The 12,840-nt window shown below is 44.0% G+C and carries 16 protein-coding genes; 8 read left to right on the forward strand and 8 right to left on the reverse strand.

The window, feature by feature from the left end:
• The first annotated feature begins 19 nt into the window (after nt 1-19).
• From pdxA to GV030_RS19045, 8 genes are all read left to right on the forward strand, one after another.
• Nucleotides 20-1,045 (forward strand): 4-hydroxythreonine-4-phosphate dehydrogenase PdxA, encoded by a 1,026-nt coding sequence (pdxA, locus tag GV030_RS19010; protein WP_159584939.1) that lies wholly within the window; start codon nt 20-22, stop codon nt 1,043-1,045.
• An 80-nt stretch (nt 1,046-1,125) separates the two neighbouring features.
• Nucleotides 1,126-1,653, forward strand: coding sequence for a DUF177 domain-containing protein (locus GV030_RS19015; RefSeq protein ID WP_159584940.1), 528 nt, complete (start codon nt 1,126-1,128; stop codon nt 1,651-1,653).
• Nucleotides 1,654-1,662: 9 nt separating this feature from the next.
• On the forward strand, nt 1,663-1,854 hold the full coding sequence (gene rpmF / locus GV030_RS19020; RefSeq protein WP_159584941.1) for a 50S ribosomal protein L32: 192 nt from the start codon (nt 1,663-1,665) through the stop codon (nt 1,852-1,854).
• Nucleotides 1,855-1,877: 23 nt separating this feature from the next.
• Nucleotides 1,878-2,876, forward strand: a complete 999-nt coding sequence (locus tag GV030_RS19025) for a beta-ketoacyl-ACP synthase III (RefSeq protein ID WP_159584942.1) — start codon at nt 1,878-1,880, stop codon at nt 2,874-2,876.
• A gap of 18 nt (nt 2,877-2,894) precedes the next feature.
• On the forward strand, nt 2,895-3,458 hold the full coding sequence (gene efp / locus GV030_RS19030) for an elongation factor P (RefSeq protein WP_159584943.1): 564 nt from the start codon (nt 2,895-2,897) through the stop codon (nt 3,456-3,458).
• Between the two features lie 87 nt (nt 3,459-3,545).
• Nucleotides 3,546-4,025, forward strand: coding sequence for an acetyl-CoA carboxylase biotin carboxyl carrier protein (gene accB, locus GV030_RS19035; RefSeq protein WP_159584944.1), 480 nt, complete (start codon nt 3,546-3,548; stop codon nt 4,023-4,025).
• Nucleotides 4,026-4,043: 18 nt separating this feature from the next.
• Nucleotides 4,044-5,387, forward strand: a complete 1,344-nt coding sequence (gene accC / locus GV030_RS19040; RefSeq protein ID WP_159584945.1) for an acetyl-CoA carboxylase biotin carboxylase subunit — start codon at nt 4,044-4,046, stop codon at nt 5,385-5,387.
• Between the two features lie 190 nt (nt 5,388-5,577).
• Nucleotides 5,578-6,204 (forward strand): hypothetical protein, encoded by a 627-nt coding sequence (locus GV030_RS19045; RefSeq protein WP_159584946.1) that lies wholly within the window; start codon nt 5,578-5,580, stop codon nt 6,202-6,204.
• A 16-nt stretch (nt 6,205-6,220) separates the two neighbouring features.
• Here GV030_RS19045 and GV030_RS19050 read toward each other — a convergent pair whose 3' ends face one another.
• From GV030_RS19050 to GV030_RS19085, 8 genes are all read right to left on the reverse strand, one after another.
• Nucleotides 6,221-7,006, reverse strand: a complete 786-nt coding sequence (locus tag GV030_RS19050) for a PP2C family protein-serine/threonine phosphatase (RefSeq protein ID WP_159584947.1) — start codon at nt 7,004-7,006, stop codon at nt 6,221-6,223.
• A 9-nt stretch (nt 7,007-7,015) separates the two neighbouring features.
• Nucleotides 7,016-7,483 carry a chemotaxis protein CheX gene (locus tag GV030_RS19055; protein ID WP_159584948.1) on the reverse strand — a complete coding sequence of 156 codons (468 nt, stop codon included), beginning with the start codon at nt 7,481-7,483 and terminating at the stop codon, nt 7,016-7,018.
• Nucleotides 7,458-7,841: a response regulator gene (locus GV030_RS19060; protein WP_159584949.1), complete on the reverse strand. Its 384-nt coding sequence runs from the start codon at nt 7,839-7,841 to the stop codon at nt 7,458-7,460. The genes GV030_RS19055 and GV030_RS19060 overlap by 26 nt, the downstream gene beginning before the upstream one ends.
• Complete coding sequence (locus tag GV030_RS19065; RefSeq protein ID WP_159584950.1) at nt 7,822-10,449, reverse strand: nitrate- and nitrite sensing domain-containing protein; 2,628 nt, start codon at nt 10,447-10,449, stop codon at nt 7,822-7,824. Before GV030_RS19065 ends, GV030_RS19060 begins: the two co-directional genes overlap by 20 nt.
• A 5-nt stretch (nt 10,450-10,454) precedes the next feature.
• A complete protein-coding gene (locus GV030_RS19070) occupies nt 10,455-10,814 on the reverse strand; it encodes a response regulator (protein ID WP_159584951.1) in 360 nt (119 codons plus the stop codon).
• A 19-nt stretch (nt 10,815-10,833) separates the two neighbouring features.
• Nucleotides 10,834-11,436, reverse strand: a complete 603-nt coding sequence (locus GV030_RS19075; RefSeq protein WP_159584952.1) for a hypothetical protein — start codon at nt 11,434-11,436, stop codon at nt 10,834-10,836.
• 137 nt (nt 11,437-11,573) lie between these two features.
• The gene (locus GV030_RS19080) at nt 11,574-11,945 is read right to left on the reverse strand and encodes a response regulator (RefSeq protein WP_159584953.1); all 372 of its coding nucleotides are present in this window, start codon (nt 11,943-11,945) and stop codon (nt 11,574-11,576) included.
• Nucleotides 11,942-12,835: a protein-glutamate O-methyltransferase CheR gene (locus GV030_RS19085; RefSeq protein ID WP_159584954.1), complete on the reverse strand. Its 894-nt coding sequence runs from the start codon at nt 12,833-12,835 to the stop codon at nt 11,942-11,944. The genes GV030_RS19080 and GV030_RS19085 overlap by 4 nt, the downstream gene beginning before the upstream one ends.
• Nucleotides 12,836-12,840 lie beyond the last annotated feature (5 nt).

Raw genomic sequence — 12,840 nt, forward strand, 5'->3', positions numbered from 1 at the left:
GCTGTAAATTTGACAAAATATGAGTGATACTTCTCAAAACAGAGAGAATAAACCAATAATAGGTATTTCCATTGGAGATTTTAATGGTATTGGGCCAGAGGTGGTCATCAAAGCCCTTAATGATAACAGGATACTGAGGCATCTCACGCCTGTGATCTATGCCGATGGACGAGTCATCTCCTTTTACAGAAAACAACTCGACCTCCAGAATTTCACTTACAATCAGACTAAAAGCATCGAGAGCATTCATCAGCGGAAGGTAAATGTTTTGAACCTGAACGAGCAGGAAATTGAAATCACCCCAGGTGAGCCTGGAAAATCCGGCGGGGAATATGCCATTGCCTCGCTCCGAAGAGCGCTTGAAGACCTGAAATCAGGAAAAATACACGCCATTGCTACTGCTCCATTGAGCAAGGAGATGGTACAGTCCGATGATTTCAAATTTCCCGGGCATACGGAATTCCTCACGCAGGAAGATGGAGCTAAAGATAGCCTCATGTTTTTGGTCGCAGAAGGCCTGAGAGTGGGTGTGGTTACTGGTCACATTCCATTGAAAGAAGTGGCTCAGGCAGTCACACAGGAGCGTATTGAAGCCAAACTGAATTTAATGATTAAGTCCTTGAAGAAGGATTTCGGAATCAAAAAGCCCAGAATTGCAGTGCTAGGGCTCAACCCCCACGCTGGTGAAAATGGCCTTTTAGGTGAAGAGGAAGAAAAAATTATCAGCCCGTCTATCAAAACCTTTAAAGACAAGGGTAACCTCGTGTTTGGTCCGTACCCCGCTGATGGCTTTTTTGGCACCAATCAATTCAGAAGTTTTGACGGGATATTAGCCATGTACCATGATCAGGGCTTGATCCCTTTCAAGAACATGGCCTTCGATACGGGCGTAAATTTCACTGCAGGGCTTTCCTTCATCAGAACCTCTCCTGACCATGGCACCGGCTTCCCAATCGCCGGCAAAGGAGAGGCCAGCGAGACTTCTATGAGAAACGCCATCTATATGGCTGCAGATATATTCAAAAACAGATCAGAGCACCAATAGACAATCCCCACGAAATTTGTTTTTTTATATGTGGTTTATTCCTAAATTTGCGGTTCTTTAAGCGGACAGAAGGAAAGCGCATGAAAGGGCTCAGGGAATTTCAGATAGATATTTTCAATTTAGGCTACAAGCTTCACGAGTTTGAATTTCAGATTGATAACCGACTACTGGGGATGTATGAGCACAGTTTGGTGGAAAAAGGCAGTGGTATTTGTAAACTCAGCCTGGAGAAATCCGAAACCATGATGAACCTTCACTTTCATATTGATGTGAAAGTGGAACTCATCTGCGACCGTAGCCTGGATAGTTTTGACTATCCGATTAAGCTTGAAGAATCACTCATCATTAAATTTGGTGAGGACAATTACTCACTCAGCGATGATGTGATTGTGATCAAAGATGACACAGCCACCATCGATGTAAGTGAGTTTATTTATGAATTTATCACCCTGGCAGTGCCTCTGAAGAAGCTTCATCCACGTTATGAGGAGACAGAAGATGACGAGCCAGATTTGATATATACTTCCGAAGATGAGGATACGGACCGAGAGAACGGTGAAGTGGATCCACGATGGGAAGCATTGAAAAAACTTAAAGGAAAAAAATAGAAAAATAAGATGGCACACCCTAAGAGAAAAATTTCCAGAACCAGAAGGGACAAGAGAAGAACGCATGTGAAAGCTACTCCAAAGAGCTACGTAATATGCCAAACCACTGGTGAACCACACCTTCCGCACAGAGCATTCTGGCATGAAGGCAAGCTTTACTACAAAGGTAAAGTGGTTATGGAAAAAGAAGTTCTGGCTTAATACAGCCAAACAATCAATATAGCATGACAAAAATCCGCGCGGCAATTACCGGGGTTCATGGGTACGTTCCAGACTATGTGCTTACCAACCATGAGTTGGAAACCATGGTCGACACGAACGACGAATGGATCAGGAGCAGAACGGGCATCGAAGAACGTAGGATTCTCAAAGGCGAAGGTCAGGGAACCTCTGTGATCGGTGCTGAAGCAGTTAAGGGCCTTTTGGCCAAGACGAATACAAAAGCAGAAGAAGTTGACTTGATTATTTGTGCCACTGTAACGCCTGATATGCCTTTCCCGGCTACAGCCAATATAGTAGCGGATATGGTCGGTGCTAAAAATGCTTTTGGTTATGACCTTAGTGCCGCGTGTTCAGGATTTCTCTACGCACTCGCCACAGGAGCACAGTTCATACAGTCCGGCACCTACAAAAAGGTGGTGATCATTGGCGCTGACAAGATGTCGTCCATTATAGATTACACTGACCGGGCCACCTGCATTATTTTTGGTGACGGAGGTGGGGCCGTGATGTTGGAGCCCACTGAAGAAGACCTGGGTGTGATGGATTCCATTTTGAAGTCTGATGGTTCTGGGGCACCGTATCTGCACATGAAAGCAGGTGGAAGTCGCAAACCAGCCACCGCAGAAACTGTGGCACAGCGTGAGCACTTTGCCTTTCAGGAGGGCTCTACCGTTTTCAAATTTGCGGTCACCAATATGGCAGATGTGGCGGCAGAGGTCATGGAAAAAAATAACCTGACCAGTGACGATATCAGCTGGCTGGTACCTCATCAGGCAAACAAACGCATCATTGATGCTACTGCCCGCAGAATGGGTGTGGGTGATGACAAAGTGATGCTGAACATTCAGCGATACGGCAACACTACAGCTGGGACTTTACCATTGTGCCTTTGGGATTATGAGCCTCAGCTCAAAAAAGGAGATAATATTATTCTTGCTGCTTTCGGAGGTGGATTTACCTGGGGAGCAACGTGGCTTAAATGGGCCTACGATCCAAAATAATTTCACAAAAAACTTACCATGGCAACAACTGCAGATTTTCGTAATGGTCTTGTTATCGAGTTTAATCATGACCTTTTTACCATCATTGAATTTCAGCATGTAAAACCCGGAAAAGGTCCCGCATTTGTGCGTACCAAGCTCAAGAGCCTTTCGACCGGCCGAGTGATCGACAACACTTTCACCTCCGGCCACAAGGTGACTACCGCCCGGGTGGAAAGAAGAGCATACCAGTTCCTGTACAAAGATGACATGGGCTTCCATTTTATGGATAGTACCACCTTTGAGCAACTCCCCATATCCGATTCATTGATCAACGCACCTGCACTCCTGAAAGACGGACAAGAAGTAGATGTGCTTTTCCATGCTGAAGAGGAAAGGGTACTCGGAGTAGAATTACCACAACACGTGATTCTCAAAGTGGTGTATACCGAGCCCGGTCTGAAGGGGGATACTGCCACCAACACTACCAAACCTGCCGAATTGGAGACAGGAGCCACCATTCAGGTGCCTTTGTTTGTGAACCAGGATGAAGTCATCAAGGTGAATACACAAACAAATTCCTACGTGGAACGAGTTAAATAAAATAATTACCTTTATTTACCGCCAGAGTAAAATCGATCTTAAGTGCTTATTGCGCCCATTTTGATAGACAACCAAAAATGCTAAATAATGAAAGCAAAAGAAATTCGTGATTTAATAGATTTTATTTCAGGCTCAGGCCTTGAAGAGGTAAACATAGAAACAGAGGAGTTCAAGATCAATGTGAAAAGATCTTCACCTCAGGTAACTGTGGCTGCAGCACCAGCGCCTGCTGCCCCAGCAGCACCGGCTCCGGCGCCAGCACCAGCTGCTGCCAGTGAAGCTCCCAAAGCTGCACCAGCTGCTCCCGCACCTGCCAGCGATGCACACCTCATCACCATCAAGTCACCAATGATTGGTACATTTTACCGATCAGCCAATCCTGAATCACCAGCTTTCGTGAATGTAGGTGATGCTGTTAAGCAGGGAGATCCGGTTTGTATCATTGAAGCCATGAAGCTTTTCAATGAAATAGAATCTGAAATATCTGGCAAAATAGTGAAGGTACTCGTGGAAGATGCTCAACCAGTTGAGTACGATCAGCCTTTATTCCTTGTAGACCCCTCTTAATCCAAAAAATAAAAAATCGTGTTTGATAAGATTCTCATAGCTAATCGCGGAGAGATCGCTCTTCGTATTATACGTACTTGTAAAGAGATGGGCATCAAAACTGTGGCCGTCTATTCTACCGCTGATGCCGACAGTTTACATGTAAGGTTTGCCGATGAGGCCGTCTGCATAGGCCCTCCTGCCAGTAAAGATTCTTATTTGAAAATACCACAGATCATCTCTGCGGCAGAAATCACCAATGCAGATGCGATACATCCTGGGTATGGTTTCCTGGCTGAAAATGCTGAATTCTCTAAAGTTTGTGAAGAGTATGGCATTAAATTCATAGGTGCTTCTGCAGACATGATCAATGCCATGGGTGACAAGGCTACCGCCAAGGCCACCATGAAAGCAGCCGGAGTACCTACCATACCAGGATCAGACGGGTTGCTAGAGTCAATGGAGCAAGGGATGAAACTGGCTGAAGAAGCCGGCTACCCTGTAATGCTAAAAGCTACCGCTGGTGGAGGTGGTAAAGGCATGCGCTACGTGAAGGACAAAAGCGGATTCAAGAAAGCATGGGATGATGCCCGCCAGGAAGCTGGCGCTTCGTTTGGCAACGACGGTCTGTACCTTGAAAAATTCGTAGAAGAGCCTAGACACATCGAAATACAAATAGTAGGTGATAGCAGAGGACGGGCATGTCACCTCTCGGAAAGAGACTGCTCCATCCAGAGAAGACATCAAAAACTCATAGAAGAGACGCCCTCTCCGATCGTAACGCAGGAACTGCGTGAGAAAATGGGACAGGCGGCCATCAAAGGGGCTGAGGCCATCGGATATGAAGGAGCTGGTACCGTAGAATTCCTGGTGGATAAATATGGTGATTTCTTCTTCATGGAGATGAATACACGTATTCAGGTCGAGCATCCTATTACTGAAGAAGTAACGGATTTTGACCTGATCAAAGAACAAATCAAGGTAGCCGCTGGGGTGGAGGTTTCTGGTAGGAACTACTATCCACAGCTACACTCTATAGAGTGCCGTATCAATGCCGAAGATCCGGCCAATGGCTTCAGACCTAGCCCCGGAAAGATCACCAATCTACATTTCCCAGGTGGTCATGGTGTTCGCGTAGACAGCCACGTCTATGCCGGATATGTGATTCCACCATTTTATGACTCTATGATTGGCAAGCTGATCGTCTCAGGGCAAACCAGAGAAGAGGCCATCGTACGTATGAAGAGAGCTCTGCAGGAAATGGTCATAGAAGGGGTGAAAACCACCATTCCGTTCCATATCAGATTGATGGATGACCCGGTTTTCAAATCCGGAAAATTCACCACTAAATTTCTGGATGACTTTGACTTTTCTGGCCTGTAAAACAGACCAGAAAAGTCCTCATGAGGGTTGCAAATAGTGCTGAGTTAGAGGTGAATTGGGCTTTATATAGGTCACTTTTCCCTAAAAACTATCCAAGAAAAGCTCGTAATAATGCCGTATAAAGGTTCAAAAGACCATAGGTTTTATACTATCTTTGATAACAGCCGTTAACTGGGCAAACAAACACATTTTGTCAGCTACTCATCCAAACAATCGTCTTACAGAAGAACAGAGGGAACTTATTTCGGAGCTTATAGGCAACGCGATCAAGAAAGCGGTGCAGTCTATGGAGCAGATGCTCAAAATAAGGGTCAATGCCAGTCATATCACCTATGGCGTAGGTCCACTGACCCCCATTCCTGAATTAGACCTGTTAGGTCGATTCAAGGCGCACCTGGTCAAGCTGGTATTCAGTGGCGATATCCGTGGGGCTTTCTATTTCGTTATCCTGGATCATGAGGTAGACCTGATCAATACTGTCTGCCTTCCACCCGAATTCAAGTCAGACAAACGGACCGAAACCAAGCTGATGAAGCATGGATTCATGTCAGAAATCGAAAATGTGATAGCAGCCTTGTCTATGAAAGAAATATCTGAGTATCTGGGCGTGCAATTGGAACTCAGGGTACCTCAGATCCAAATCATGTCTGGCAATCTGATCAACGAGTTTTTTGAAAAAGAAAATAAGGTTCATAAAACAGCCTTTCATGTCAAATCCGTACTGGAAGGAGTTGCTGTTAACGTTGCTCCTTTTTTTATCTGGATACTCGACGATAATTTTTTGAGGATTCTAAAGTTGAATACTTCAGAAGGTTGAGTGATTCAGGGTTGAATCAAAGTGCAAACCCCATGATGAGGACATCATCAGGCTGATCATTGGAGCCTTTCCATTGATCGATGAATGTGGTCAGCAAAGTCTTTTGATCTAAAATTGGTTTATCAGCATTCTCCAAAATGGCTTCAGCCACCATTTTCCTTCCCAACTTCTTATTCTTATCGCCACCCATCAGGTCACGAAAGCCATCACTGGATAGATAGAGGTTAGACTTCACTCCTTCTTCCAACACAATGGTGCTGGTCTGATAGGTATGCTGCATTTCAAACATTTCACCAATCTGCATTCTATCAGCTTTGATGATCTCCATCTTACCCTTCTTCACATGCATTAAATCTACTTTGGCGCCTGCGAATTCTACATGCCTGATGGCTAAATTGATTTTAAGCAGTCCCACATCAGCACCGGTACCCACCTGGAGTTTTTCTCTGTCGCTAAACTTAGTGGCAATTTTGTGATGAAGGTATCTCAGAATAGTCCCGGGATCACGGGTCTCATACGACTCCATCACCCGCTGGAGTGATTGCTTGTACACACGAGTCATCATACTGGCCAGGTGACCATGCCCCATACAGTCAAAGAGCGCAATAAAAAGATCTTCTCCGTCTTTGAAAATCCAGAAGCCATCCCCCCCTACCTTGCCACTCATGGGGAGATTGATAATGAAAGCATCCAGAAAACTTGCCACGACCTCCTCAGGAAACAAAGAAAAATAGTTCTTCTTTGTTACATCCTCTAAAGACGAAACTCCAAGGTTATAGTACGTGCGTTCCTGATCAAGCATGCTGAAATTTTACTGCAAACCAATAACCACAAATGCTTCATGGTTGTTCCAAACTATCGGAATTACGTATATGGAGACATCTTCGGGTATTTTCAACTTGGAAGGCATCCCCTGAAACACGACAGGCACTGAAATCATAAAGTTGGCTCCCAGGTTCGCACGGACGTTTCCGGCCACCACGTTCGAGATTTCGCCAGCCATATCCAGGATATCCTCCTCAGAAGGATCATCTATCCCAATGAAAATCTTAATCAGATCCTCATACATAATTCGGTTAGCTGAAATATAAACAAATCCCTTCCGATTTCCAGATATTCCTATCATTCCGGTATAGTCCTTCAACATCAGACCTTCGGATTGCTTGATATAAGGTACGTTCAGTTCGGAATCAATCTCTGTCAGGTGCCTGAAGTAATTGTTGACTGAATTAATGAACAGACTACAGGTGGCATCAAACTCCGCTTTGCTTGTTTTCATTTCTCTTTAGTAATCGGTCAAAAGCTTTGGCGAGATCATCGGCATTCACAGGTTTATAAAGAAAACCACGTGCGCCTTTATCCAATGCTCTCAGGCCGGTTAATTTATCTGATAGAGCCGTGATGATCATAACCTTGCATTTTGGGTGCATAAGCATGATTTCATCCAGGCAAGCCAAACCGTCCATTCCCGGCATGGTAATATCCAGCGTTACCACGTCTGGTTTTTCTTCCTTAACAATCTTCACAGCACTCGCCCCATCAGGAGCCATACCTATGATCTCAATATCGTAATCTTTCAGATTTTTCTCAATTATGCGACGCATAATTGATGAATCATCAACTATCAGTAGTCTCATGCTCTTTTGATTGGTCTTCTACAATACCACTGATGGGTAAATTTATGATTAGTTTGAAGTACTTACCTTCCTCAAAAGTGGTGGTAAATGTTCCATTCATCTCCTCTATCAGTGTCTTCACTAAATTCATGCCTCTTCCACGACCTGCGTTTTCATCCACTTCCGTAGCGGTTGAAAATCCTTTTTCATAAATGAGGTTGATCACCTGATCATGTGTGAGTTTCTCAGCCTCAAATTCAGTAAGTATGCCACTTTGAACTGCCCTTTGTTTTACTCTGATCACATCGAGTCCCCTGCCGTCATCCATGTAGCATATCTCGAATCGCTGATCTTTTGGCTGATCCAGCTCAATAGAAATCGTTCCTCTGATCAATTTTCCAAGTGACGTTCGGGTTTCACGATCCTCTATTCCATGCTTTACGGAATTTCTAATCAGCTGAATCATGATGTCCCTAAAAGCATCAATGTGCTCATTTGGAAGCACCAGGTTGCTTTCATTTTTAAAGAAAAAGTCCACCGGCTTGTCCATTTTGTCTGACAGCAACTTAACTGATCGCTCCAGATTGTCAATGAGCATGATATTGGAAACCACATGACCACCAGATGGGTACTTACGGTAGATATCTGCCACCTTTCGGAGCATAGAGCTCATTTCATCGATCATCTTATCGGCATCATCGATCTCATAGAGGATGGTGAGGAAATCCTTACCGGTCACTTCCTTGAGCTTTAGACTTTCAATGGCTTCCTCTACCTCATGGAATTTTTCGCTCATGATGTCAAGGCCTATCACTACGGCATTCCCTTTGAGGTTGTGGATGGTTTCGAAGGTGAAATCAAGCAACGCCTTCAAGTCTCTGTCTTTATTGGCCTCATAGCGCTCCGAGATGCCTTTGAGGGTCCGTTTGGCATTATACAGGAAGCCCCTGATCAATGACGGATCTATTTTCAAAATGCTCAATACCTGTTCGGTTTCCTGCTTTTTCTTCTTCTCCGCGTCTTCCAGGTGTTTCTGGAGCAATACTGATTCCGTTTCGTCAGATACCGTCACCATGATATTAGCGATGCGATCTCTTCTCCATATCCTTGTAAAATTGACCCGGATGTATTTGGTGGTCACTATACCATCGGTCTCGCTGTATATTTTTACCTGCTCGATAGGGTTGAGCTGGTTGACTACATCCTCGTCCATGTCTTCATTGAACAGATGGCGCATGAACATCTCCAGTGCCTCCAGATCGCGAGGGATAATCAATGGTCTCATGAAGTTGGCAAAGTTCTCACCGGAGATCTTGGAGAGGCCAAAGATCTTTTCCATGGATTTGGAATAGAGCTTACTCATTTTGAAATTCCTATCTAACAGAAAAATCCCCTGGTGGATATTTTGGAACACAACAAGGGATACTCGATAGATATTGTTATACAGGAATTTGGCCTTATCACGCTCTTTTCTCAGGATGTTATGAGACTTCACAATCTCATCCACCATCACGTTGAAAGTCTTGGCGTACTGTCCAATTTCATCCTTGGTAGCAATGAACACTTTCTTTGACAGGTCTCCTTTGGAAATCCTGATGGTAAAGCGTTCCAGTATTTTCACATTGGCCAACAGGTTGGTCACAATAATGGACATCAGCCACATAGCCAGAATACCGATGATGATATCCAGTACAATGAAGGTCCAAAATTTTTGAAAAGCTGTGCGGGCAAGATATTCCGTACGAGAAAGTAGCCTCTGAGAGATACTATCCTCTACTCTTTTGAGCGCATTGATCTTGCTAGTGGTCATTTCGTACCAGTAGCCAGGATCCTGATTAAAATTATCCCTAAGATGCAAAACAGACCTGAGTCGATCTACTTCATTCACATCATGTCCAGTGACCAGGTTATTGTATACTCCTCTTGAAGCTTCATCTGCAATGATGAGAAAAGCATCTGTATAAGCTTCCTGCTCTGCTACCAAGGCGGTGAACGAGCTGTAAGTCTCGTCATCAATCTCACTAATGGAAAATGCGTGAGTACCAATGGCTCGCTCTATACTGGCTCGCTCTTTGGCTTTCAAGAAATAAATAAGCGCATGCACCTGCTGCGCTATATCTTTATCCCGTGTTTCATTGATTAGCTGATCGACGGTATTCAATGCTACCTCATCGATATCTGAGAAATACTCAAGAATCTGGATCGGATCCAATACCCGACGATCTACTTTCTGACGGATACTGTTGATCGTAGAGAAATTTGAGTTCAACAACTCTACATCGTTAGCATGAATGGCAAAAATGCCTTTGAGATCTAACCGGTCCAACTCCTCATAGAAGCGCTCCAGGGTACTGTCTGTCACATGCCTCTGATGCAAGAGTGCTTGTGAAAAGTCCTCGCCATCATTGGTCAAAAAACCCACGGAAATGCTTCGCTCCTTTTGCAGCTCATGAACGGCGTGGTTGATTTCCACACCCAACAAGATGGTTTTGTTCAGCCTCTGCGAATCGTCATAATCCAAATAGTTATGCTTGATTTGTATGTAATCAAAGCAAATGATGATGACAATAAGAGGGACCAAAACCACTGCAAACTTGGTCCTGATTGGAAGATCATAAAGTATTCTCATACTTTTTACATTATTCTGTTAACCACTGCTATCAGCTCTTCTGACGTAAATGGTTTAACAATATAGTCAGCCGCTCCCAATTCTTTACCTTTGTTTACAACTGTTTGCTGACCTACAGCACTGATCATAATCACTTTTGACTCCAGTCCTTCATCTCTAAGGACTTTCAATATCTCAAAGCCCATCATGTCAGGGAGGATGTTATCCAGGGTAATCAGGTCCGGCTGCTGCTCCAGCGCTATGTCTATAGCCCCCTCTCCGTCTTTTGCTTCGCCCACAATCTCCATCCCGGCTTCTTCTAAAGCTGTACGGATCAAAGACCGCATATAAATTGAATCGTCTACTATTAGTACTCTCTTACTCATGATATTTTACCCTGTTTAATCAAACTAAATCTCTGATTTTATCCACAAATTCCTCCTGAAAAATCCAAACGAAATCAGGCGAAATGTCTAATTCAACACCGTGGAAAATGGCCTTGAAACGAATAATTGCGTCAAATTCACCCGCTTCCTTCTCCAAATAGCTGTTGACCTCAGTAGATTTCACAACATTCAGCGAAGGTACATGACCGTATATTTCCAAGCCTAAAAAATTTGAAAATTCTGTGATCACTGCCGCAGCCATCATATTATCGATTTCGGTAAGGAAACCAATTTTCATCATTCTGCTTTCTGGTGTATCACTGTCTATCAATTTGGCTGGTAGACAGGCTTTAAAGACTTTGGCCACTTCATCTTCTCTGAAAATCAAATGGCTGGTACCCTTGAGCTCACCAATCAGCTTGGTTTTGATCACATGTACACTTTGACCACCCAGGTCTTCAAATTTGGGAAGGGGAACATCCGCACTACTACTGTAGTCGATCTTCTCTATGGAAATGGGGCTTTGCAAAATTTGCTCCATCGATTTCTTAGCCATTGACAGTCCGTCAAAGACCAGCTTAGAGGCTATTTCCAGTTCGTTTTCGTTCAATTTATCCAACATCAAAATTAAAATTATCTATAGCAATCTGTTTAATTTATTCTTAATGTTCAAGGTCTCTTTGATCGAACGGCTTAATTAGTCGTTGAATCAGTTGATTGGTGCAGTAACCTTACCAATCTAACCTACCTATACCTATTTTAATCAGAGATAGCGAAAGATTTTTTCACTTCCTCCAATAACTCCTTCGGATCAAACGGTTTGGTAATATAAGCCTTAATTCCAAGATCTAACCCCTCCTGAATGGCAGATTGTTGTCCCACGGCACTCACCATAATAACGGTACGTGAGATGCCCTGTTCTTTTAGCGCTCGCAAGATTTCCAAACCCGTCATATCCGGCAGTATATTATCGAGTGTTACTAAATCCGGATCTAACTCTACTATTTTGTCCAGGGCCTCCACACCGTCCTTTGCCTCTCCAATGACCTGATAGCCGGCGTTCACTAAAATTCCTTTGATGGTAGATCTGGAGTATCCAGAATCGTCAACTATGAGTATGGTCTTGCTCATCTTTTCTCAAATTTTGGTTTTTGTGTACTCCCTTTCTCTTCTTTTTTCCGGTAGACTCTTGTCCTGATGTCCTCTACTTGAAACAGTAATTTTCCCGCATCTGGCATGATGTCATAGTACCCAATAATCAGGTAGCCATTGGGCTTCAGACTTTTATAAAACAGGTTGAGGACTTTTAGCTTGAGCTGCTCATCAAAATAGATCATCACGTTTCTACAAAAGATGATATCGTATTCTCCAGTGACCGGATCATGAACAAGATTGTGCCTTTCGAAGGTAACACTGCGCTTGTAGTGAGGCTTAATGGCCGCATGCTTGTCGTGGAACTCAAAATAGTCCTCCAGCTTACGATCCGGGAAAAATTTCAAAAAGGGAGTTAGATACGGCTTAATCACCTCCAGTGAGTACTCTCCATCTTTTGCCTTTTTCAGTGCCTTGGTACTCAAATCGGAGGCAGCAATTTTTGTCCTACCCAAAAGCCCTTTTTCCTCCAATACAATGGCCATGGTATAGACCTCCTCTCCGGTAGAGCAGCCGGCGTGCCATATTTTGAGTGATTCTCCCTTGAATCGTTCGAGGATCTCATCCCGAAGCTTGATCCATACATCGGGGTTTCTAAACAGCTCCGTCAGGTTCACCAGCAGATCATCTATGGCGCTCATGAAGAAATCATGGTCTTTAAGTATCCGTCCCCAGAGGTCAAGGGAAGAATCCATATGATGCTTCATCATTAATCGATTCACCCCTCTTTTCAAAGATGCCTTCTCGTAGTTGGTGAAATCCAGCCCATAGCGGTTTTTGATGGCCACCATCAGGGCATTCATTTCTTCGTCCGTTATCAACTCAAGGGGCTTTGCTTCACCGGAGAAAATACTTACTGATTCCTTCATTTAGA

This window comes from Marinoscillum sp. 108 (assembly GCF_902506655.1).
Taxonomy (GTDB): Bacteria; Bacteroidota; Bacteroidia; order Cytophagales; family Cyclobacteriaceae; genus Marinoscillum; species Marinoscillum luteum.

What these genes read in the sequence shown, in the direction of transcription:
- rpmF (WP_159584941.1), top strand. Translation starts at nt 1,663, where the DNA reads ATGGCACACCCTAAGAGAAAAATTTCCAGAACCAGAAGGGACAAGAGA.
- GV030_RS19085 (WP_159584954.1), bottom strand. Translation starts at nt 12,835, where the DNA reads ATGAAGGAATCAGTAAGTATTTTCTCCGGTGAAGCAAAGCCCCTTGAG.
- GV030_RS19055 (WP_159584948.1), bottom strand. Translation starts at nt 7,483, where the DNA reads ATGAAAACAAGCAAAGCGGAGTTTGATGCCACCTGTAGTCTGTTCATT.
- GV030_RS19050 (WP_159584947.1), bottom strand. Translation starts at nt 7,006, where the DNA reads ATGCTTGATCAGGAACGCACGTACTATAACCTTGGAGTTTCGTCTTTA.
- accB (WP_159584944.1), top strand. Translation starts at nt 3,546, where the DNA reads ATGAAAGCAAAAGAAATTCGTGATTTAATAGATTTTATTTCAGGCTCA.
- pdxA (WP_159584939.1), top strand. Translation starts at nt 20, where the DNA reads ATGAGTGATACTTCTCAAAACAGAGAGAATAAACCAATAATAGGTATT.
- GV030_RS19060 (WP_159584949.1), bottom strand. Translation starts at nt 7,841, where the DNA reads ATGAGACTACTGATAGTTGATGATTCATCAATTATGCGTCGCATAATT.
- GV030_RS19070 (WP_159584951.1), bottom strand. Translation starts at nt 10,814, where the DNA reads ATGAGTAAGAGAGTACTAATAGTAGACGATTCAATTTATATGCGGTCT.
- GV030_RS19075 (WP_159584952.1), bottom strand. Translation starts at nt 11,436, where the DNA reads ATGTTGGATAAATTGAACGAAAACGAACTGGAAATAGCCTCTAAGCTG.
- GV030_RS19025 (WP_159584942.1), top strand. Translation starts at nt 1,878, where the DNA reads ATGACAAAAATCCGCGCGGCAATTACCGGGGTTCATGGGTACGTTCCA.
- GV030_RS19065 (WP_159584950.1), bottom strand. Translation starts at nt 10,449, where the DNA reads ATGAGAATACTTTATGATCTTCCAATCAGGACCAAGTTTGCAGTGGTT.
- GV030_RS19015 (WP_159584940.1), top strand. Translation starts at nt 1,126, where the DNA reads ATGAAAGGGCTCAGGGAATTTCAGATAGATATTTTCAATTTAGGCTAC.
- GV030_RS19080 (WP_159584953.1), bottom strand. Translation starts at nt 11,945, where the DNA reads ATGAGCAAGACCATACTCATAGTTGACGATTCTGGATACTCCAGATCT.
- efp (WP_159584943.1), top strand. Translation starts at nt 2,895, where the DNA reads ATGGCAACAACTGCAGATTTTCGTAATGGTCTTGTTATCGAGTTTAAT.